Raw genomic sequence first — 22,844 nt, forward strand, 5'->3', positions numbered from 1 at the left:
ACTCCTGCTACACTCATCCGAACTATTAAATTGTAAGTTATTATTATTATAATATCAGTTTTAACAATTAATTTCAACATATTCTATTCTTTTAGTCTACATAATCTATATATTCACCTATTTTTAGTTATAATATGCTTAAGCTACTTCTTCTTTTTCTAGTTTTTCACTTTTGTTAATATTACTCCTATAAAGCATACATGAGTATACTACCAAAAGTAAAATTATGAATACTGAAGAAACTCTATACATAATTGCATAACCTTTGTACCCAGCAATAGAACCAAGAAGAACTGATCCAACTGTATAAGCTAAATCCATAGCAGATAAGAAAGTTCCATTTGCTGCACCCTTTCTATTTTCTGGTGAACGATTTACAGCCCAAGCCTGCAGTGATGGTTGCACCGCTCCATATCCAAGACCATAAAATAAAGAAGCTATCACAAGAGCAGGCACAGAACTTGCATAGGATAATAATATAAGACCTATAATTAATGAAATTGAACCAGGGATTATTATTACAACATGTCCCCTTTTATCAAATATCTTTCCAACAAAAGGTCTTGTAACTAAAATTATTGAAAGATATCCAACAAAGTAAATCCAAATTGAGGATATTTTTAATTCTTTGCCATACAACATTATATAACTCATAATTCCACACAGCGTAATTACAAGAAGAAAACATAACAAAGAAGGCAAGGCTGCTTTCTTTTCAAATGAATCAGCCAAGGAAAACTTTTTCTTTAAATTCTTTTCATTAAAAGTATTTTTTGGTATTTTAACCTGACTAAGAAATATTACTCCTATAACTACTAATGCGATTGATGTAAGTGCAATATTCTTAAAACTGTATAAATTCATTATAATTATTGCAAATATAGGTGATAATGCCATAGATATTATCATTGAAAGTGAATAGTAGCCCATGCCTTCACCACGTTTATCTACGGGTATAATATTCGAGAAAATTGCAGCTGCTCCAGTAGACGCGAGTCCCCACCCTATTCCCTGAATGATACGAACAAAAATTATTGCATCTAAGGGAAGCCAAATAAATGATAATGTACTTCCTGCAAGGATTATCGAACCTACTAGAAGCAAAGGCTTGATTTCTATTTTATCCATAATACTTCCTGTAAATAGTCTAATTAACAAAGAAGTTATAGAAAATGTACTTACAACGAGACTTGCTTCAAGGTTACTCCCCCCACTAGCCTTTGCATATGCAGGTAATGTTGGTGTAAGCATATAGAAAGCTAGATATATAAATAGATTAGAAAATAACATTAATATATAACTTTTAGTCCATAGTTTTGATGTTCTTGTCTTAATATTTGCTTTCAAATTAATCCTTCCTTTCTTCTTGTAAATCGTCTATATTTTCATTTATTTGTAGAAAAACTCTATTAAATATTTCTAGCTTCTCATGAGAAATACCCTTAAGAATATCATTGAATATTTCCTCTAAAAATGGAATAACTTTTTTGCAGGTGCTTAAACCTTCGTCAGTTATATGTATAACAATGGACCTTCTGTCTTCTTTACTTTGGTGCCTTTCAATAAAGTTTTTTCTTTCTAATATATCAATTATTCTAGTTAAAGTAGATTGATCTTTTGTTGAAATCTCCGCTAGTTGCTTTTGACTTATTTTATCTTTTTTAGATAATTTCATTAATACTGCCCATTGCTCTGTTGTAAGATGAAACTTAACCAGTCTACTATTAAGGTAATGTAATAATTTTTTATTGATTTTATTTGTAAGCATTCCAATATCTTGGTCATAAGATTCAAACATATTTTTATCATCTCCCCTAATTACTTGTTGCATCATTAATTAGTACAACATCTAATTATATACTCCTTTTAATGTTATTTCAATGTTTATATATAAAAGTTATTATATTTATATTTTACAAATAATTACTTTACAATCTAATTGTACAAGCCTATACATTATAATCCTTACTGTTGAATCTCAAGTACACAGCCCAGTATCATATATTGTAGATTGCGTTAAAATATTAAAAAAATATTTTACTTCAATAACTATTGAAATATATCCAGAAGTTGGGGGGCACAGTGGAAAAGCTAAAAGTGAAGGACAATTTGAAATTTCAGATCCTAGAGATGTAAATGAAATGAGTGACATGCTCTATGCTAAAGGTTACCAGCCAGTTTTTAAAGATTGGGATATTATTTAATGATAGAATTAGAATTCAATTATCCTAATTCTATCATTGGAAGCTATATATGGAATAAAACTTCATAATATAATGGATATTAGAAAGGGAAGCACAAAGAGATGATTTCTGTACAACCAGAAATCATCTCTTTGTTTGTTATTTTTATAAATTTCTACATCTGATTTGCATTAAATGTCGCTTCAGTTGATATATTAGGATTAAATACATGCTCCACTCTCGGTAATGATATCCCGAGTGTTTCACGAAGAACATCCTCTACTGTCTCTACAGTTTTAATAGTTAATTGATTCTTAACTTCTTCTGGTACTTCCTTTAAATCAACTAGATTTTCTTTTGGAATTAATATTTTTGTTATACCAGCTCTTTGAGCCCCTATTAATTTTTCCTTAAGTCCACCTATTGGAAGTACCGCTCCTCTTAAAGTGATTTCACCTGTCATTGCAAGCTTTGAATCCACTTTTATTCCTGTAACAAGTGATGCAAGTGCAGTGAATAAGGTAATTCCAGCTGATGGACCATCTTTAGGAACAGATCCTGATGGAACATGAATATGAAGATCTCTTTCCTTAAAGTTTATTGAATTCATTGGTAGCCTTGATTTAAGTAGACTTAAAGAAATCTTTGCAGACTCTTTCATAACATCTCCTAGTTGGCCCGTTAAGATAACTTGTCCACTTCCTATCATATCCGTTGCTTCAACGAAGAGTATCTCTCCACCTACAGCTGTCCATGCAAGACCTGTAACAACTCCTGGTGGATTATTCCTCTGAGCTTTATCATGGCTTGAAACTTTTCTTCCAAGCAAATCATCTAACTTACCTACTGTAACAACAAATGGTAACTCTCCCTTATGTGAGACAATCTTCTCAGAAGTAATTCTTGCGAGAGTAGCTAGTTGTTTTTTTAGTCCACGAACTCCAGCTTCCTGAGTATATTCACTAACTATCTTTTGCAAAGCTTCGTCTTCAATAACTAGCTGCTCATTATTTAACCCATGCTCTTCAAGTATTTCAGGTATTAAATGATTTTTGCCAATATGGAATTTTTCACTCATAGTATAACTAGATATTTGAATAATCTCCATTCTATCAAGTAAAGGCCTAGGAATATTTTCCAAAGAGTTAGCTGTTGCTACAAAGAATACTTCTGACAAATCATAAGGTAAATCCAAATAATGATCAGTAAAGCTATTATTTTGCTCTGGATCTAGTACCTCAAGTAATGCGCTAGCTGGATCTCCATTATAACCCGTCATTAGCTTGTCCACTTCATCTAAAACCATAACCGGATTTATTTCTCCTGCTTTTTTAATGCTTTGAATAATTCTTCCTGGCATTGCCCCGATATACGTTCTTCTATGTCCTCTAATTTCAGCTTCATCACGTATGCCTCCTAAACTCAATCGTATATATTTCCGATCTAATGCCTGTGCAATACTTTTACCTAGACTTGTCTTTCCTGTGCCAGGAGGTCCAACTAATAATAAAATAGAACCTTTTTTATCCTTTTTAAGTTGCATAACTGCTAAATGTTGTATTATTCTATCCTTAACCTTTTCAAGCCCATAATGCTGCTCATCAAGTATTCTCCTTGCTTCTACTAAATTTATAGCTGTAGGAACAGATTTTTTCCAAGGAAGCTTAACTAATAAGTCTAAATAGTTACGTATAACATTGTATTCAGCACTACTCTCACTTTGTCTTTCTAGCTTTTCAAGTTCATCTAAGGCAGCATTTTTTATTTCTTCTGGCATTTCAGCTTCTTCAATTTTACTTAAATAATCTTTATCTTTTTTAGCCCCTTCACTTTTGCCTTCATTTAATTCATTTTGAATAGCTTTTAATTGCTCTCTGAGTACTGATTCTCTATATGTTTTATTGGCCTTTTGGGTAAATTTTTCTGCCATCTCGAATTGCAATTTTAAAGCTTCTTTTTGTTTTAAGAGGTAATCCATAAATTTAAGTATTCTATCTTTTAATGATTGGGTTTGGATTAAATCATACTTTTCTTCATTTGTAAGAGGCATAAATTGAGTAAGATGAGCCATAAGTTTGTTTATATTTGTCTCATCATCTATCATCTTCATAAACTGGTCTGATCCCTTGAATTTTTGACTAACTTCACGGGTAACCTTCTTAACATACTCTAGCATTTCTTCTTGACTTTTTTCTGTAAGATCAATGACATCTGGTGCTAACTCAAATTCTACACGAATAGAGTCATCTTGTATATTAAGAGCTTTTATCGCTACTCTATCTAAAACTTTAATTTTTACTTGGTATCCGTTATCTGTTTTTTCAATTCCATTAACATGAAATGAAACACCAATGCTATGAAAATCTTCCTGAGTAAGCTTATTTTCATTAAAATTCTTCTTTAAAGGTAATGCAATACTAACTTGCTCATCCTTAGCTAAATTTTCAAGTTCTTCCTCACTAATCTTATTTAGTTTTAAAGTATACGTCATTCCTGGTAATAAAACTATATCAGATACAGGAATTACCATTCCATCTTTGTTTTTCTTATCTAAATTCATCATTATAATCATCCTTTCTTTTTTAATATTCATAAGCGAATGTTCGTTTAATTAATTTTTAAATAATAACGAGATCTTTTGTAATTATTATATAACAAAGTTTTCTCGTTCTTATTTGGTAAAATAATATATCTAATTAAGCTAGCAACGCATCCTGTATAATCATAATCATTTCTTCTAGTAAACTGGCCTGTTCAGATTCTCCAGTGCATTGCTTAATCGCAATGGATTTTACTGGGTAAAAAAGTATTGCTACCAAATTATCGTTTTGAATATCCTTAAACACCCTTTTCTCTTTCATTTCCTCAAGCAAATTATTTAAATTATTTATACCTCTTCGCTCTAGGCAGTGACTTGCCAAAGCTGGACAACTTGAAAATTGATCTACAAAATGAAATATTTCTCCATGTTCTTGGATATAGGTATAATAGCCTCTAGCAAGTATTTCAATAAGCTCATGCCCATCCATATCCTTATAAACCATGCTAAGTAAATAATCAAATATTTCTTCAGAATACTCATGATATATATCTTGAAACATAATTTCTTTATTCTCATAATAAATATAAACGGTAGCTGGGGAAACCCCTGCCTCTTTAGCAATTTTAGAAATAGAAGTACCATGAAAACCTAATTCAAGTATTAGCTTAACAACTGCTTCCTTTATACTCTTTTCTTTTTCATCATCTTTTCGTCTCATTTGAACACCTCTATTAACTTATATAATAAATGATCGTTCATTTATTGTCAAGTAACATTTATTGTCAAGTAATAATTTAATCTTTTATCTATTTTTTTAATTCTTAAGCTTAAAATCTATAATTTGACTTCTTACTCTATTTTTAAGTAACCTTATGTATTTATTTAGACCCTTTTTTATATTTAAATTTATTTATACTTTCATATAGGAAAAATGCAGTAAGCGCTGTTGCAATTAGGTCAGCACAAGGCTGTGAAAGCCATAATCCATCTAGTTTAAAAGATAATGGTAGTATAATAATAAGAGGAATTAGTACTATGACTTGTCTTAATATGCTTAAAAGCATTGAGGTTTTTGCCTCATTTATAGCTTGAAAATAGCTTGCTCCTAATATTTGAAATCCTAAAATAGGCAAAAACATTAAATCTATTCTTAGTCCACGTGCACCTAATTTAATTAATTCATGATTGTTACCTACGAATGTGCCAATAAGCTGCCTTGCAAATAGTTGAACACCAATAAATCCTATTGTTGCGACGCAAGTTCCAGCAATTATTGCAAGCTTTAAAACCTTCAAAACTCTTGGGTACAATTTAGCCCCATAATTATATCCTATTATAGGTTGTATTCCTTGACTTATACCAAATATAGGCATAAAAATAAGCATAGATATACTATTTAGTATTCCCATTGCAGCTATTGCAAGATCCCCTCCATAAGAATAAAGTCCTTTATTATATAAAATAATTACAAGACTGGATGCAATCTGCATAGAAAAAGGAGCCATGCCAATTGCGAAAATCTCCTTTATAATATGTGTATGAAGCTTTAAACTGATTCTCTTTATTTTAAGTACACTTCCGCTACTTTTAAATGTGAAATATCTTAGAACCAATATTGTATTAAAAGCTTGAGAAATTATTGTAGCTATTGCAGCACCTTGAATTCCCATATTAAAAACGAATATGAATATTGGATCTAATATAATATTGATAATTGCACCAAATACCATTGTAAACATTGCCATTTTGGGATTACCCTCAGCTCTTATTATATTGTTTATACCAAACCCTACATTTTGAAAAACAGCACCTATTAGTATGACTTGTATATATGCTTTTGCATAGGATATGCTATTTGCACTTGCCCCGAATATAATTAAAAGCTTGTTTAAAAACAAAACCCCAAATAGACCAATTACTAATGATATTATTGTGATGATAATTAGAGAGTTCCCCAAGATATTTTCTGCAGCATCTTTGTTTTTTTCTCCTAGTCTTATTGAGATAACTGCACTAGCCCCTATCCCAACGAGCATACCAAAGGCCATTATAATAATGGATATTGGAAATGTGATAGCAAGTCCTGATAATGCATAGGATCCTACCCCTTTAATATGTCCTATATACATTCGATCTATAATGTTATATAAGGCGTTTACAATCATTCCAGTAATAGCAGGCACTGAAAACTTGAAAAGTAGTTTGCCTATACTTTCTGTTCCTAGTCCTTTTGTTTGATTCATAAAACTTCCCCCATGTAAGTCACAAATTTATAGCTGAATAATGAACATCCACCATTGCTATACCTACTTTTAAGTATAACATATGTTTTTAAATTTTTGATTTTTCCTTCTTTAAAATCATTATCTATCCTAGATATTAGCATCTCAAATAACAATTTATATCTTTTAATAATTATTATTGTTTACAAGTATATAAAAATATAGTATTATGAAAATACAGGAAAGTACAATAAAAAGTAGAGTTTATTCATAGTATTAAATATACCAATATTTTTATTTATTATTAAAATAAGTTTTAAAAAGGAGAGATTAAATTGGAACTAAAAATTGAAACATTACTTAAACCAAGAACATTAAATTTATCTATAAATGTAAGAAACCCTATAGTTATGGCGCCTATGACTACCTTCTCAGGAAACATTGACGGAACAGTGTCTGAATCAGAATTAAGTTATTATAAAGCAAGGTCAAAAGGTGTGGGTATAGTAATTACTGCAGCCACCTATGTAAGACCCTCCGGCAAGGGTTTCCTAGGCCAATTCGCTGCCTATGATAATAGTTTCCTACCAAGTCTAAAAAAATTATCCCAAACCATAAAGGGAGAAGGTGCAATAGCCATTCTTCAAATATTTCACGGTGGTAGAATGGCTATTCCAGAAGAAATACCTGGTGGACAAACAATTAGTGCAAGTGCAGTAGCACCAGAAAGACCAGGTGCAATGACGCCTCGCGAAATGACAGAAGCAGAAATCCAAGATACTATTAAAGCCTTTGGTGAAACTACAAAGCTTGCAATAGACGCTGGTTTTGATGGTGTTGAAATTCATGGAGCTAACACATATTTATTGCAGCAATTTTTCTCTCCTCATTCTAATCACAGACAAGATGCATGGGGTGGAAGTGTTATAAAACGAATGAATTTTCCCTTGGCTGTAATAGCTGAAGTTAAAAGAACAATAAAAGAAAATAAGAAGAAAAACTTTATAGTTGGCTATCGTTTTTCACCTGAGGAAACTGAAAACGTAGGTATTACTTTAGAAGATTCTCTTCTATTTATAGATGTATTATCAACTAAAGGACTAAGTTACTTGCATAGCTCCATAATGGACTTTTGGCAAAGCTCAATGCGCGACAAAACAAATACGAAGCCTATTATTTGCAAAATACTTAACCAAATCAATGGCAGAGTACCTTTCATTGGTGTTGGCTCTATTCATACACCAGAGGATGCTATAAAAGCATTGAATAGTGGTGCTGAGTTCATATCCCTTGGCAGAGAAATAATCATGGAACCAGAGTGGGTCAATAAAGTACAAGATGGAAAAATTTCAGAAATGCGTACAACAATAAGCAAAGATCATGGAAGATCTCTAGATATACCTGAGCCACTATGGAATGCAATTATAAATACACCTGGTTGGTTCCCAATAACAAAATAATTTTTTATAAATATAAATTACCGTATACCCATGTTTAATTAATGGTGCCAGATATAACTTAATTTTATCTGGCGCCTTTGTTATTGTGAAGACAATTTTTATAGGTTAAATTCATATAAATAAGCAATAAATTCACGATTATATTTAATAAAGACTTCAACATGTGATATAATAAATCTTTATTGTCTTCTTTATATTTAAATTAAAATTGTGTCTAATTTATTTAAGTATAGAGATTATCATTATATACTTAAAATTTGTTAGGAGTGACAAGAATATGAAAAGTACAATATTAACACCTAGCGGGGTAATAAAATTAGAAGAAGAGTTAAAACTTCGCACAACAGAAAAAAGAAGAGAAATAACAGCAGCAATTAAAGAAGCAAAGGGCCATGGCGATTTAAGTGAGAATGCAGAATACGATGCAGCTAAAGATGAGGAAGCAACCAATAATGATAGAATAATTGCGGTTCAAGAGTTGCTTCGGAACGCTACAGTAGTAGATGACGAGAGTAGTGATGACCACTTAGGACTTGGAGGACAGGCTGACATTAAATTTCTTGATACAGATGATGTTGAGAAAGTACGCCTAGTATCCACAGTAGAGACTGACCCAGAACTTATGAATATAAGTATTGAATCACCACTAGGCATGGCAATATATAAAAAGGCGCTTGGTCAAAAGTGCGTTGTTGTAGCCCCTGAGGGTAATTATGACGTTTTAATAGAAAAAATTTACGAGTAGGAATAAATATTTTAATTCTCCTATACTCATCAAAAATTTAAGCAGCGAGTAATCGCTGCTTAAATTATACTCTTTTATTATTGTTTTATTATTATAATTGACCATATATGTTTTTTATTTACAAGAAACAAAATAAATTAAAGAAATATGTATTTTAATATTTTGAAATTATTTAAAATAAAACATATACATAATGTTATTGTCAATTAAAACTATTTTATAAAAGAAAGGGGACTCATTATGAATCCAATAAATAATATTCTAAAAAATTTTCCATTAATTATTTTAGATGGTGCCTTAGCTACAGAACTTGAACGAGTAGGATGCGATATTAATGACTCTCTTTGGTCAGCTAAAATACTTGCGCAGAATCCTGAACTAATAGAAAAAATACACTATGCCTATTTTGCTGCCGGAGCAGACTGTGCAATTACCTCAAGTTATCAAGCTACCATAAAGGGTTTTGTAAAAAAAGGTTTCACTGAATTCGAAGCAATTTCTCTTATTAAGAAATCTGTTGAAATTGCTAAAAAAGCAAGAGAAGATTTTTGGGGTAATCCAATGAACAGAACAAATAGGCCCGCACCTCTAGTTGCTGGTTCTGTAGGTCCCTATGGTGCTTATCTTGCAGATGGTTCTGAATACCGTGGAGATTATAAAGTCAGTGAAGAAGACCTAATAGAATTTCATAGACCAAGAATAAAAATCTTAGTTGATAGTGGCGTAGATATTCTTGCTTGTGAAACAATACCTAATCTTATAGAGGCTAAAGCTATTGTTAAACTACTTGAAGAATTTCCTGGAGTTTATTGTTGGATTAGTTTTAGTGCCAAAAATGATTTTCAGATAAGCGATGGTACATTAATTTCAGATTGTGCCAAATATTTAGATGCATTTACTCAAGTTGCAGCTATTGGAATAAATTGTAGCTCACCTGCGCATATACAATCCTTAATTGAAGAAATTAAAAAGAATTCTAAAAAACCAATAGTAGTTTACCCAAACTCAGGTGAAGAGTATGATGCCAACTCTAAAACCTGGCACGGTAATTCCTCTAGTGAATCCTATGGTCGAAGTGCCAAAAGCTGGTTTGACGAAGGTGCCCAGTTAATTGGTGGTTGCTGCAGAACAACCCCTGAAGATATTAAATCTATTGCTGCATGGGCTCGAACCAAACTATAACTTCTTAGTTATTAAAATCAAACTATCAATAATTTTATTTATACATTATTGATAGTTTGTCTATCAAATATATAGAATTTAATATCTCTAAGTATGTATTTAATTTAATGGATGAAAATATAAATATGCTTCTATTAATATATTAACTAATCATTTTGATCATTGTATACAAAGTTGCAAGGTCCGCCTTCACAATTCATTACCTCTTCATCATCATCACCAGTGTAAATTTCTTTATTATTATTTAGCTCATCAGTTAAAGGAAAATAATTCTCATTTATACACTCTAACATTCTTTCTATATCTGTTGACATAGCTGACGGATCAGTTGTAGGTTCATACCTACTATCTATGTTCCCATCCCTACCAACAAGAAACTTTGTAAAATTCCATTTTACTGAATCTCCCTCCAAGAATTTTGGAAAGTTTTTCTTAAGCATACCATTGAGTTTCTTTTCATTGGGATGATTTTGATTAAACCCTTTAAAAGTTGTTTTTTTTGTCATATATTTAAAAAGAGGATGAGCATTTTCGCCTCTTACATCGCTTTTCTCAAATAATTGAAAACTCACACCGTAGTTAATTTTACAAAATTCCTTTATTTCATCATTCTCGCCTGGTTCTTGAGCTGCAAATTGGTTACTAGGAAATCCAAGTATCTCAAAACCACTATCCTCATATTTCTTATAGAGCGCCTCCAAACCCTCATACTGAGGTGTAAATCCACACTTACTTGCTGTATTAACTATAAGTAGTACCTTTCCTTTATACTTTTCCAAAGATACTTCATCACCCTCGATTGTAGTTACTTTAAAATCATAAATTGACATAAACTATCCCTCCATTTTATATTATTTAAAACTTTTATAGTTTTTTTATATTTCATAACGTATATTACTTAATAGTTGTTATTGTTTATAAATTTATTGTATCATAAAATACAGTAAAGTACAATCAAAAATAAAACAACTCTTTAACACATTATCCATGTAGATATACTAATAGGACTAGCTATTAAAAATGAGGCCATGTCAAATGATTTAGAATTCATTTAACATGGCCCCATATTCTTTTTAATTTAATGAGATTTATCAGTCGATGGAGCTTTAAAACTTGATTCAAGCTTATCAACAACTTTAGTATATTTATCTTTTTCATTAGTCGGAAATTTAAAAATAAAAGTATTAATTGAACCTTTTCCTACTACTTTTTTTTGATATATTATTTTATCTCCTTCAATATAAGATATTACAAACCAGTTACCAGATTTCACTTTATAATACATTTTAGTTTTTTTAATAGCTTTACTATATATTGAATTAATATTATCATTTGATGCGTTATTAGTTCCATATATCTGAAGTGAAACCTTTTTGTCATCAGATTCTAACATATTTCCCTCACCATTCTCATGGTCATCAACTTTTTCAAGATTATTAGGATACATAATTGAATATAAATATCTTTCATTAAGGTAACTTTTATACTCAGTTTCTTTAGGTTGATCACTTTGAGCTGCTGCATCTGCTATTTTTTTATCCGCAGCTGTTTTTGCATCTGCTATCTTTTTTGTTTCGATTGCTTTTGCATCTACTACCATTTTATCTGCTACTATTTTTGCATCAGCTATTTTTTTATCTGCTACTATCTTTGCATCTGCTATTCTTTTATCTGCCACCTGCTCCGGTGTTCCTGTTGTATTTTTTACAGGTGATGATACTGATGATGATACTGATGAAATTATATTATACATAACCACTATTACAACTAATAATACTGCAACGGATATACTTATCTGCATTTTTAATGAGTTCTTCATTTGTTTTCCTCCTTGTATTGCCTTTTCCCTATCTAACGACTAAAGAATATTCCTTTTATTTCTAATTGAATTTTATTAAATATTATACATTAATAATTATACTTCATATTACTTCAGTCTTTCACAACCTTAGTATACATTATTCTATAGTCTTTCCAAAGACATTTGTTACATTTTAACTAAACGTTCTTTTTTTCTTCTAGTGGTTTATTCAGAGATTTTTTACAACTGGATGGCCTTTAATTCCCCATAAGCAGATCCTAGCACACTATTAATAATATAATACCATTATTGAACACAATACCTACCAATAGTATATATATTAGCTCATATATGATAACATAAATATAGGAAGGTGAAAAAATGTCATATTTAGCTAGCGATAAAAGATACTTAACAATGAAATACAATAAATGCGGTAATAGTGGATTAAGACTTTCTGCGATTTCTCTTGGATTATGGCACAATTTTGGTGTTTCAGATTCTTTTGAAAACTCAAGTGCTCTTGTTCATAAGGCTTTCGACCTTGGAATAACACATTTTGATATTGCCAATAACTATGGTCCTCCTGCCGGCAGTGCAGAAGAGAACTTCGGTAAAATTTTAAAACAAGACCTTGCACGTTATAGAGACGAACTTGTTATATCAACAAAGGCTGGTTATACCATGTGGCCTGGTCCTTATGGTGATTGGGGATCAAAAAAATATTTAGTTTCAAGTTTAGACCAAAGTCTAAAAAGAACAGGTTTAGACTATGTGGATATTTTTTATCATCATAGACCCGACCCTAATACCCCTTTAGAGGAAACTATGTCCGCCTTAGACTTAATAGTAAAACAAGGAAAAGCTCTTTATGTAGGATTGTCAAACTATAAACCGGCCGAAACAAAAAGAGCCTCTGCAATCCTTAAGAACTTAGGGACCCCCTGCTTGATTCATCAACCCTCTTATTCAATGTTTAACAGATGGATAGAAGATGGGCTTCAAGATGTTTTAGATCATGAAGGTATTGGCTCTATAGCCTTTAAGCCCTTAGAACAAGGTTTACTTACCACAAAATACTTAAATGGGATTCCTGGAGACTCTAGAGCCGCAGGTAAGTCTGCTTTCCTGCATTCTAAAGATATTACAAAGATAAAATTAGAAAAGATTTCTAATTTAAATATTTTGGCAATGGAGAGAGGACAAACATTACCTCAACTAGCTTTAGCTTGGGTATTAAGAGGTGGAAGGGTTACTTCTGCTCTGATTGGCGCAAGCAAAATAAGTCAAATTGAAGATAACGTAGGTGCACTTAATAATTTAAACTTTAGTTCTGAAGAACTGGAACGTATAGAACAAATATTAGCAGTCGAGTAGGAGCTGGTGCTCTGAACCCTACTCTTAATGTATTCATATACATATATGCTTTTGCTAATACTTTTATTCTAATTAATGATGAAAGCTAATATTTTCAGGAGATTTTGGTACTGAGTTTTTCTTTAAAAACTCTAGTCCCTTACGTAAATCACGAAGAAGTAAAGACACCATATCACGACTAACACCGTGACGAATTAAAATACGTTTTACAGTTATATTCTGACGATTACTTTGGAGTGGATAAGAGGCAATTTGCCAACCATGCATTCTTAGGCGATCTGAAAGATCATAAAGTGAAAATCCAGCAGTATTTTCATCCTTTAATGCATAACAAACTGCTGGTATACCACCATTTTCATCATATAACATTTCCAATAAATCTATTTTTCTAAGTTCTTGACCTAAGTACTGAGCAGTATTTGCACAGTCATTTTGAATAGCAGAGTAGCCCTCACGACCATACCTTAAAAAATTGAAATACTGAGCAATAATCTGACCAGCTGGCCGTGAAAAATTCAGGGCAAATGTCGGCATTTGTCCTCCTAAATAATCAACATTAAATATTAATTCCTGGGGCAAGTCTTGACGCTTTTTCAGGCAGCTCATTTTTGGGAAGCTGAGTCTGGGCTATTGTATTCGTATAAAGATCTTTATATCCTCCTTCATCTCTTTCTTTCTTATACCGATGTAATGTCATATTTTATTCCACCTTCCTCTCTATATTATTAATTTTTCTTAATATCTCACTCATACTTAATTTAGTTTAACTTCTAAATATATAATTAATACATATAAATCAATAAATTTTTAGATAACTATAGTTAACTTATTGTATGCTAAAAACTAGTTCAATCCTACAAATTTTAGAATTCAGATGTTTATAAGTCATAGATAGCTAAATACACTTTTAATAATTTTTTTAATTATTCTTCATTATTTTTCATTTTTAAGTACTATTATTATCATCTTTAATATAATAATAATGTAAAGCTATTTAATAAGAGAATTACTAATACCTTTATATAATAATTTTTATAATTTTTAAGGAGGATATTTTATGTATATAGAGCAACCAAACAATTTTAACCAAATTCCAATTTCGGACAGTGTCCCTGTGTTTAGTGAATCTCAAATTACATCTATGCAAAGATCTGGTATGTACCATAATGATCCGATAAAAAAGACTATGGCTAAACAACCAGTTGCAAAATCCACCTCACCTGCTCCTATCCCTTCGACCTCTGGTAATAATTTGAATCCTGAAGTGAGCGCTACAACGTCCATAATAAATAATCCGCTATATACTCAAGGTTGGTTAATAGCACATATAGGCAAATATATAAAGATAGAATTTTTAATTGGAAGTAATATGCTTATAGATAGAGAAGGTATTTTACAAGAAGTTGGAATTAGTTATATTATTATTAAAGAAACAGGTACAAATGATTTAGTATTGTGTGATATTTACTCTATTAAATTTGTAAGAGTTTTTGATGATCAAACTAAAAAAATGTGTGTCGCAACATAATTAATATATATTATATTTTCACCTGTACTTTAAAGACACATATGGTTGTACAAAAATTGTGGTCATTGTTAACATGTAAAATAATAGATATACATTAAAAATAGGAGGCATTATGTATGGGAATAGATTTAGATTCATTATATGAATTATATATGGGGTATATGGGATATACGGTATCTAGAGTATTTATACAAGATACGGCCACGCTTACTGAGATACAATCTATTGCCGCAGTTGAGTTGAAAAAGGATGAACTTAGTAAAAACATTGAGTTTTCACCTCATACTAATGCTAAACAACATCCAGTTGATGATACCCAGTTTATAACATTATGGAACAACTTAATTGGATATAAAATAGATTCGGTTATTATACTTGAAACCATGACCAGAAACAAGCCTGTAAACAAAATCTTAAAGGTAGCATTTAAGGCTAGTATTGGATCTAAAATAGTGGAGTTTAACGAGAATGGAAAGATAGCTTTAAAAAGACTAGTAATGTAAAATCTTTATGGGGAGGGAGTTTGTTATATTAAAACTACTTAACTTAAGTTATCCTAGAAAATTAGTAGTTAATAAGATAAATAATTTCATATTTGAATCAAAGCTAAAAGAAATTAAATTAAATAGATATCAAAAAATAATAGGTTATACTATAGGAATAATTTTTCTTAGTCAACAAATTGTATATGCACATCCCTCATTAGAAAAGAGCAACGAAGCAATTGGATTTTTAAATAATTATGGACCGCCCTTATTCCTTACTGCAGGGGACATTTTAAAATTAAGTTTATCTAAAAAGTTATATAACAAAAATTTCTTAATTCCACACAATTAAATAAAATCAGATAACTCATTAATTTTTTAATGAGTTATCTGATTTTTAAAGAGATATATTTCTATCTATAGGTTGGGATAAAGTTATAAATGTATCTGTACTTTGAACTCCTGATATTACTTGAAGTCTGTTCATTAGTAAATCCTGAAGATTAGATATGCTCTTACACATGACTTTAATGAAAATAGAATATGCACCAGTAGTGTAATGTAGTTCTACTATCTCTTTTATGTCTCTCAATTGTTCTAATACATCAGGATATGATGATGCTTTGTTAAGGTAAATGCCTATAAAGCAACATACATCATAACCAAGTTTGCCTGTATCTAGTATAAGCTTGGTTCCTTTTATTAACCCCATTTCTTGCATTTTATTCATTCTAACATGAATGGTGCCTCCACTTACGTGACATTTCCTTGCAACTTCAAGATAAGGAGTTCTAGAATCTTTAATTAAAATGTCTAATATCTGATAATCTAATTCATCCAAACCAGAAATATTCAATTCCATAACATCAGCTCCTAATAACTAATATAATTATCTAATAAATAAAATAATATCACATACTTTATATTATTATAACAAACCCTTTGACAAATTGGCAAAACATCTACAAATTAAACTAACATTTTATTAATTTATCAATATAAATACGTTTTTATTGTTAAATTTACAAATATAATAAATAATCATTAAATATATTGCAATAAATAGCTCAATGTATTATTATATTATCAATGAATGAAATTAAAACAAAAATTTATTAGGGGGAATTATAATGGCAGAATTAATAAAAGAAGAAAAAGAAATATTAGCTAAAGCAGTGGGTATGATTAAAAATAAGAAGATTAAGGATATTCTATTCGTTCAACAATCAATTTTAAAAGCTGTAGATGAATTTATGTATAAGAGAAGAATTACTAGAATATTACCTCTTATGATGTCTCCTATTACAGATACTTTAAACCATAGTGTTGAAGAATGTGAAATAAACTATAACAGTCAAACATTTAATGTTATGAAATCAATGATATTCCACAAACAAATGACCATGTTAAACGCAGATATTGATAGTCTTTATATAGTATCTCCTAACATAAGACTCGAAATGGCAACTAGAGGAGATTCAAGACATTTATTTGAATTCACTCAAGTGGATTTTGAATTTAAGGAAGGTACTATGGAAGATGTGCTTCAATTTATAGAAGAAATCATAACTTTTATATTTAAATTTGTTAAAGAAAACTGTATTCCAGAATTGACAAGACTTGGTGTAGGTACCGATCATCTTAATTTAACTGGACCATTCAAAAAATATACAACAGATGAAATGCAAGCTAAATACGGTGATGATTTCGAATCAGAAGCATCAAAAGCTGCAACAGAACCTTTCTTCTTAACAAACCATAAAAGAGAATTCTATGATGCTGAGGACTTAGATAATCTAGGAACTTATAGAAACTATGATCTTATTTGGCCTCTAGGTTTTGGCGAAGGTTTAAGTGGAGGAGAAAGAGAATTCACATTAGATAGAATACTACTAAGAATGAGAGAACTAGCAACTGATGAGAATGCATTTAGATACTATATAGAACTTGCAAAGCAAGGTGAAATATTTAAAACTGCTGGAGCTGGTTTTGGAGTAGAAAGAATAACAAGATTTATTACTCAACAACCTGAAATTAGCGATGTTACACTATTCTGTAGAAAACCTGGACAAAAATATATATTCTAAAACAACATAAAATCATTAATGTCCATCTAAATGATGCATAACAATACATTATATTATATCATTTAGATGGACATTATAAAGGGAGTAAATTTCACTAAGAAATTTACTCCCTTTATAATGTTATTTGTTATTATCTACCATATTCTTTTCAGCTGCTTCTACCATTCTCCTTACCATTTCTCCACCAACATTCCCTGAATTTTTTATTTTATTTACAATGTTACTAGGCACATCTCCCATATATACATTATTGCTTTCAACATTATCTAATGACATATCACTGGCTACTTCCATCTTAAATTTCTCAAGTTTTCCCATTGCTTCTGGTACTAATGTTCTTCTACTCATTTTACTACCTCCCTATAATTTTAGATTTCCAAGATATACTTTATATACTTTTTTACTCTACATTATATATCTATAGGTAGTATTTTTAAAAACCAACTTTTTATTCATTATATATACTTAACATTTTTATTTTATTTTATTTTTATAACCCTAAAGCTAGACATACAAAAAGCCACCTTCATAAAGGTGGCTTTTTGTACTATAAATATTTATTATTTATATTGCTGAAACCTCAATTGCTTGAAGTCCCTTAGGTCCTTCTTCTGTTTCAAATTGAACTGTTTGACCCTCTTCAAGACTTTTTCCTGAATCGTTTCCTTGAATTCCAGTTGTGTGTACAAAAATATCTTTTTCGCCTTCAACTTCAATAAATCCAAAACCCTTTTGTGTGTTAAACCATTTAACTGTACCTGTTTTCATTAATAAACCTCCAAATAAAAAACACCATTATCTATGATACACTAATTTTGCATCAATAGTGTTACATAATAATATACCATAACATTCAATAAATATCAACTCTCTGTACAATATTATAATGTTTTATTGATAGTTTTTCCCATTAATCATGCTTTAGCTTGACTTAATCATGCTTTAGCTTGACTTAATGCTTCCTCTGTTGCACTAATAATTCCATCGCTGCTATAAGTAGCGCCGGAAACTGTATCTACGGTCGTTGATTGTGCTGAAATTATTTCAGAAATCACTATACTTTCTGCTCTTTCATAAAAATCTGGTGTATCTTCATTTGATACTGTAGAAACATTAGTAATTTTATTATCTTTTACTGTAACTAAAATTTCAGTTGTACCTCCTCTAAAACCACTACCAGATCCTGTATAATTTCCATCCTTATAACTACTCGTTGTCGAAGTAGTTGCACTTTCACTGGTAACTGTATTATCACTTGAACTTTGTGAACTAACATCTGAGCTTACTGCATTAGTATCTGAATTCGTTGTATTAGTACTAGAATCCGTTGTAGTTGTATCTGCACTTGATGCTGCTTTAGTCGTGCTTGTGGAAGCTGTACTTGTCGCTGTACTTGCTTCTGCTTTTGTTAATGCTTCCTCTGTTGCACTAATAATTCCTTCACTACTATAAGTTGCGCCAGAAACTGTGTCTACGGTCGTTGATTGTGCTGAAATTATTTCAGAAATTATTACACTTTCTGCTCTTTGATAAAAATCAGGTGTATCCTCATTTGATACAGTAGAAACATTAGTAATTTTATTATCTTTTATTGTGACTGAGGTTTCTGTTGTACCGCCTCTATACCCAGTACCTATTCCTGTATATGTTCCATCCTTATATTTTTGAGATGTGCTTGTTTTACTAGCACTTACAGAAACATTAGTAGTTGCAGTTAATCCACTTTGTGTTAATATTACTCCACCTAAGTTGTTAACAGCATAAAGTCCTACCATTGCTGCTATTGCTACAGAACTAGCTAGTTCAGGGCTTATATTCTCGCCAAGAACATTTACCTTAGTATTATTTCTTGGACATGTTTCAATGCACTTGAAACAGTTAATACAATCCCCACCACATATACTTTCAACTTTATAAAGAGGTAATGCCATTGAGCAACTATTTGTACATAATTTGCATTTTCCGCATTTATCACTTGACTTTTTAATTTTAAGTATGCCTATTCTTGAGAATATATTGAATACAGCTCCTAAAGGGCATAAATATCTACAGAAAAACCTTTCTACAAAGAAAGCTCCTACTGTTATTAAAAGTAACAGTATAAATCCAATACTATAATCAGATAATACCTGTGGAAAATCGCTTATTTGTGCAAAAGCGTCCCATGGACTTGTAGTTTCTAAAATTGTACTTCCCATTGTCCATACAACCACTATAAGTAATAGTAACACAATGTATTTAACATATTTTAAAGCAGCATCTGTTTTTTCGTTTACTCTAAAATTAACCTTGAATACATTCTTAGACAATAAATGAATAAAATCATTATAGGTTCCAAAAGCACAAACCCAACCGCAGAAAAATCTTCCAAGTACAATAGTTATAATAATAGCTGTTAGAAACTCAATTAGACTAGGAAAAGCTCCAATAAAATTAAAATTGCCTTTAATAATCATTCCATAAATGCTTTTAAATTCTGAAAATGCTAATATAAATAATCCTGGTGATAAAATGAATAAAATTAATTGTATTATATGTCTAAATATTTGTATTTTCTTTATCTTGTTTTTCATTCTTGCATCCCCTCATAAATCCTATTTTTTATATACAAAATCATTACTCGTAATTTTAAAGTTTTCTCTCATACCCGATGTAATATAAACTTCTTTACTTTTAGTTATAAATATTGCATCTACACCCTTTATTTCTTCTATTAACTTAACAGCCTCATGTATTCCCATAATATATACACCTGTCGATAATCCATCTCCATCAATAGAATTATTTGAGATTATTGTAGCACTTATAATATCACCCTCAGAAGGATACCCCGTACCGGGATTTATAATATGGTGAAATCTTTTTCCATCCTGCTCAAAATATCTTTCATAATTTCCTGAAGTAACTACAGATTTATTAACTACGCTTATAGTTAAAGCAAATTCCCCACGAGCCTTAATTGGATCTTGAATTCCAACGCTCCACGGTGTTCCATCCTCTTTTGTGCCAATGACTAATATGTTTCCCCCAAGATTTATGAGAGCACTCTTAACTCCATTTTTAAGTATTATGTTTTTCACTTCATCTGCTGCATACCCTTTCGCAATACCTCCAACATCCACTTCTTGATTTTTATTTTTCAGAAAGATAGAACTATTATCTTTATCTATTACTATATCCTTGTAGTTTACAAATTTGAGCTTCTCCTTTATTTCATTAATTCCCGGAATCTTTTGACCAACCTTTCCAATACCCCATAAACCAACTATAGGTCTAATGGTTATATCAAAAGATCCTTTGGAAATGGAGCAATATTCTATAGCCTTTTTTATAACATAAAAAGTATCTTTGCTAACAGTTTGCGGATCTTTTCCAGCATTTTTATTAATTTTTGAGATTTCACTAAACTCTTTGAAGACAGACATTTTATTATCTATTTCACGAATTTTTTTAATTGATTGTTCAACAGCTTTATTTGCATTTTTGCCGTGTACTTTTAATTGATTGTAAGTTCCAAGCGAATAAAATTCTTCAACAACACTAGATTGTTTACTATTTTCAGTTACAAATATTATAATTAAAACAATACCTATTAGTAGTGATATTACAAATAATGCATTCTCCATAGTAATCACCATGTCTATCACCCCTCTCTAAAACAACTTTAATTTTTAATAAATTAATCTTACATTTCTATAATATATAATAAAACTTAAACTAACCTTAGAATTTGCTGAATATTTGCTGAGAAAAATGTTAACAATTACCTAACTATCATGTTACATAGTATCTACTCCTTAAACTAACCTACTTCTATTTGATTATGGTTCTAATCAAGAATAATCCATTTAGTTACTTTCTATGTATTTATAATATCAAACAACTATCTATCAAATATCAAAAAATTATGTGATTTGTGTATTATTTTTATTATCTTACATTCCACTAAAAACCAATAAAAAGAACACTCAATCCATGAAAGATTGAATGTTCTTTTTAATAACTATATAAAATGGGTGCTTTATAGTCCCTCTGCAAAGTTTTGGTATTATATTTTACTTCGAGTTAATATTATTTAATAAAATTATAATTTCTCCAAACCCAACAAATAAAATTCCACTTAAAAATGAAGATACCATAATTACAATTCCATATACCCATCTTAGTGGATTTGGATTTGATAGTACACTACTTGTAGGCACTGTTAATAAAGCTCCAATAGCTAAACCAGCTACGATGCCTACAGCCATTATGATCCACCCTACTAATTTTAGTGTAATGCCTATTGAATTCTTTTTAATATTTACTTCAGTAATATCTGCTGTTGTTTTTTTAATTTCTAAGATTTCATTAAGCTTACTCATATATTATTTCTCCTTCTGATTTGAATATAGTGTTATAAAAAATATAAATAAACATATCACTCCAACTAAATAAAAGATTCCAAACACTTTACTAATTCCATCTGCATTTATAAATGTATAGTAAATTTCAGATAATATCATTAAAAATGTTCCAACTGATGCAATTAATGTTGCTGTTTTTAGTTTCAAACTTAATCATCTCCCATAATTTGTTGTATTTGTAATAATCAATTCTATATGTATATTAAAAATCCTTTAATTAAATAAAAAGTTAATCTTATTTAGCTCACTTGTTTAATATACACAATTTTAATTATATATGCTATAATTGTAATATTTACAACTATAAAGGTATATTTTGTATTAAAAGATATATTTAGAAATAATAAACTGATATATTGTTTTATTATTATACAAAATCAACTTAAATTTTTAAGTTATCAATATTACTCTACAAAAACGTGATGATTATATAAAAGGAGATGATATAAATTATTAATACAAAATCATTAATAAATGAATTAAATAAAACAGCTAAAAACTTAACTCTAAAAAATAAAAAAACATTTGATGACATTGTAATATTTATATTAACATCAAATATAAAAAAAACAGATGCCGAGGAGTTTCTTCAACAGATACTAATCAGCTTTTTTAATGCCGAAAATCAACATGAAAATATTGAAACAGTTCTAGGAACACCCGATATTAAACATTACTGCGAGGAAATAGTAAGTACTTATAAATCAGGCTATAGTTACGTGTCACTTTGCAGCGAATATATTATGTATTCAGGAATATTCATAATAATATTAACTTTTATAAACTATCTAACTCAGAATCTAACTACATTTATAACATACGGTAA

23 protein-coding genes and 2 pseudogenes are annotated in these 22,844 nt (G+C 30.2%); 9 read left to right on the plus strand and 16 right to left on the minus strand.

Annotated features, from left to right (window positions below; all coding sequences use genetic code 11):
- Positions 1-138: 138 nt before the first annotated feature.
- Together LGK95_RS12975 and LGK95_RS12980 are read right to left on the minus strand one after the other, a co-directional pair.
- Entirely contained in the window at positions 139-1,347 is a 1,209-nt protein-coding gene (locus LGK95_RS12975; RefSeq protein ID WP_226125215.1) for an MFS transporter, read from the minus strand.
- Position 1,348: 1 nt separating this feature from the next.
- A complete protein-coding gene (locus LGK95_RS12980; protein ID WP_226125216.1) occupies positions 1,349-1,834 on the minus strand; it encodes a MarR family winged helix-turn-helix transcriptional regulator in 486 nt (161 codons plus the stop codon).
- Positions 1,835-1,952: 118 nt separating this feature from the next.
- Between LGK95_RS12980 and LGK95_RS22835 the strand changes: the two are divergent.
- Positions 1,953-2,066 (plus strand): annotated as a pseudogene (locus LGK95_RS22835) (2-iminoacetate synthase ThiH); the annotation flags it as partial.
- Positions 2,067-2,358: 292 nt separating this feature from the next.
- On the opposite strand, the gene lon reads toward LGK95_RS22835, so the two are convergent.
- The 3 genes from lon to LGK95_RS13000 form a co-directional block, all read right to left on the minus strand.
- The gene (gene lon / locus LGK95_RS12990) at positions 2,359-4,746 is read right to left on the minus strand and encodes an endopeptidase La (protein WP_226125271.1); all 2,388 of its coding nucleotides are present in this window, start codon (positions 4,744-4,746) and stop codon (positions 2,359-2,361) included.
- A 133-nt stretch (positions 4,747-4,879) separates the two neighbouring features.
- Positions 4,880-5,443 carry a TetR/AcrR family transcriptional regulator gene (locus LGK95_RS12995; protein WP_226125218.1) on the minus strand — a complete coding sequence of 188 codons (564 nt, stop codon included), beginning with the start codon at positions 5,441-5,443 and terminating at the stop codon, positions 4,880-4,882.
- A 160-nt stretch (positions 5,444-5,603) separates the two neighbouring features.
- Positions 5,604-6,968: an MATE family efflux transporter gene (locus tag LGK95_RS13000; RefSeq protein WP_226125219.1), complete on the minus strand. Its 1,365-nt coding sequence runs from the start codon at positions 6,966-6,968 to the stop codon at positions 5,604-5,606.
- 314 nt (positions 6,969-7,282) lie between these two features.
- On the opposite strand from LGK95_RS13000, the gene LGK95_RS13005 reads away from it, so the two are divergent.
- The 3 genes from LGK95_RS13005 (at position 7,283) to mmuM (ending at position 10,334) form a co-directional block, all read left to right on the plus strand.
- The gene (locus LGK95_RS13005) at positions 7,283-8,407 is read left to right on the plus strand and encodes an NADH-dependent flavin oxidoreductase (RefSeq protein ID WP_226125220.1); all 1,125 of its coding nucleotides are present in this window, start codon (positions 7,283-7,285) and stop codon (positions 8,405-8,407) included.
- Between the two features lie 277 nt (positions 8,408-8,684).
- Positions 8,685-9,152, plus strand: coding sequence for a transcription elongation factor GreA (gene greA / locus LGK95_RS13010; protein WP_226125221.1), 468 nt, complete (start codon positions 8,685-8,687; stop codon positions 9,150-9,152).
- A 240-nt stretch (positions 9,153-9,392) separates the two neighbouring features.
- A complete protein-coding gene (gene mmuM / locus LGK95_RS13015; protein ID WP_226125222.1) occupies positions 9,393-10,334 on the plus strand; it encodes a homocysteine S-methyltransferase in 942 nt (313 codons plus the stop codon).
- Positions 10,335-10,621: 287 nt separating this feature from the next.
- Here the strand turns inward: mmuM and LGK95_RS13020 are convergent.
- A pseudogene (locus LGK95_RS13020) lies at positions 10,622-11,164 on the minus strand (glutathione peroxidase); the annotation flags it as partial.
- 248 nt (positions 11,165-11,412) lie between these two features.
- Positions 11,413-12,153 carry a hypothetical protein gene (locus tag LGK95_RS13025; protein WP_226125223.1) on the minus strand — a complete coding sequence of 247 codons (741 nt, stop codon included), beginning with the start codon at positions 12,151-12,153 and terminating at the stop codon, positions 11,413-11,415.
- 363 nt (positions 12,154-12,516) lie between these two features.
- Between LGK95_RS13025 and mgrA the strand changes: the two genes are divergently transcribed.
- Positions 12,517-13,512, plus strand: coding sequence for an L-glyceraldehyde 3-phosphate reductase (gene mgrA / locus LGK95_RS13030; protein WP_226125224.1), 996 nt, complete (start codon positions 12,517-12,519; stop codon positions 13,510-13,512).
- A gap of 72 nt (positions 13,513-13,584) precedes the next feature.
- On the opposite strand, the gene LGK95_RS13035 is transcribed toward mgrA, so the two are convergent.
- Both LGK95_RS13035 and LGK95_RS13040 read right to left on the minus strand, forming a co-directional pair.
- Positions 13,585-14,118 carry a pyridoxal-dependent decarboxylase gene (locus LGK95_RS13035; protein WP_226125225.1) on the minus strand — a complete coding sequence of 178 codons (534 nt, stop codon included), beginning with the start codon at positions 14,116-14,118 and terminating at the stop codon, positions 13,585-13,587.
- On the minus strand, positions 14,069-14,209 hold the full coding sequence (locus LGK95_RS13040; protein ID WP_226125226.1) for a hypothetical protein: 141 nt from the start codon (positions 14,207-14,209) through the stop codon (positions 14,069-14,071). The genes LGK95_RS13035 and LGK95_RS13040 overlap by 50 nt, the downstream gene beginning before the upstream one ends.
- Before the next feature lie 360 nt (positions 14,210-14,569).
- On the opposite strand from LGK95_RS13040, the gene LGK95_RS13045 reads away from it, so the two are divergent.
- From LGK95_RS13045 to LGK95_RS13055, 3 genes are all read left to right on the plus strand, one after another.
- Entirely contained in the window at positions 14,570-15,040 is a 471-nt protein-coding gene (locus LGK95_RS13045; protein ID WP_226125227.1) for a hypothetical protein, read from the plus strand.
- A 116-nt stretch (positions 15,041-15,156) separates the two neighbouring features.
- Complete coding sequence (locus tag LGK95_RS13050; RefSeq protein WP_226125228.1) at positions 15,157-15,543, plus strand: hypothetical protein; 387 nt, start codon at positions 15,157-15,159, stop codon at positions 15,541-15,543.
- Between the two features lie 7 nt (positions 15,544-15,550).
- Positions 15,551-15,877 carry a hypothetical protein gene (locus LGK95_RS13055; RefSeq protein WP_226125229.1) on the plus strand — a complete coding sequence of 109 codons (327 nt, stop codon included), beginning with the start codon at positions 15,551-15,553 and terminating at the stop codon, positions 15,875-15,877.
- Positions 15,878-15,922: 45 nt separating this feature from the next.
- On the opposite strand, the gene LGK95_RS13060 is transcribed toward LGK95_RS13055, so the two are convergent.
- Positions 15,923-16,387, minus strand: a complete 465-nt coding sequence (locus LGK95_RS13060; protein ID WP_226125230.1) for an Lrp/AsnC ligand binding domain-containing protein — start codon at positions 16,385-16,387, stop codon at positions 15,923-15,925.
- Between the two features lie 268 nt (positions 16,388-16,655).
- Here LGK95_RS13060 and LGK95_RS13065 point away from each other — a divergent pair, with 268 nt between their 5' ends.
- The gene (locus tag LGK95_RS13065) at positions 16,656-17,612 is read left to right on the plus strand and encodes an asparagine synthetase A (protein WP_226125231.1); all 957 of its coding nucleotides are present in this window, start codon (positions 16,656-16,658) and stop codon (positions 17,610-17,612) included.
- A 120-nt stretch (positions 17,613-17,732) separates the two neighbouring features.
- Here the strand turns inward: LGK95_RS13065 and LGK95_RS13070 are convergent, their stop codons facing one another.
- The 6 genes from LGK95_RS13070 to LGK95_RS13095 form a co-directional block, all read right to left on the minus strand.
- The gene (locus tag LGK95_RS13070) at positions 17,733-17,960 is read right to left on the minus strand and encodes an alpha/beta-type small acid-soluble spore protein (RefSeq protein ID WP_226125232.1); all 228 of its coding nucleotides are present in this window, start codon (positions 17,958-17,960) and stop codon (positions 17,733-17,735) included.
- Between the two features lie 216 nt (positions 17,961-18,176).
- Positions 18,177-18,380 (minus strand): cold-shock protein, encoded by a 204-nt coding sequence (locus LGK95_RS13075; protein ID WP_226125233.1) that lies wholly within the window; start codon positions 18,378-18,380, stop codon positions 18,177-18,179.
- Between the two features lie 167 nt (positions 18,381-18,547).
- The gene (locus tag LGK95_RS13080; protein ID WP_226125234.1) at positions 18,548-20,185 is read right to left on the minus strand and encodes an FMN-binding protein; all 1,638 of its coding nucleotides are present in this window, start codon (positions 20,183-20,185) and stop codon (positions 18,548-18,550) included.
- 21 nt (positions 20,186-20,206) lie between these two features.
- Positions 20,207-21,250, minus strand: coding sequence for an FAD:protein FMN transferase (locus LGK95_RS13085; RefSeq protein ID WP_226125235.1), 1,044 nt, complete (start codon positions 21,248-21,250; stop codon positions 20,207-20,209).
- A gap of 417 nt (positions 21,251-21,667) precedes the next feature.
- Positions 21,668-21,976: a hypothetical protein gene (locus tag LGK95_RS13090; RefSeq protein WP_226125236.1), complete on the minus strand. Its 309-nt coding sequence runs from the start codon at positions 21,974-21,976 to the stop codon at positions 21,668-21,670.
- 3 nt (positions 21,977-21,979) lie between these two features.
- Positions 21,980-22,165: a DUF2254 domain-containing protein gene (locus tag LGK95_RS13095; RefSeq protein WP_226125237.1), complete on the minus strand. Its 186-nt coding sequence runs from the start codon at positions 22,163-22,165 to the stop codon at positions 21,980-21,982.
- Between the last annotated feature and the right edge of the window lie 679 nt (positions 22,166-22,844).

The organism is Clostridium algoriphilum (assembly GCF_020443705.1).
GTDB lineage: Bacteria > Bacillota > Clostridia > Clostridiales > Clostridiaceae > Clostridium_AD > Clostridium_AD algoriphilum.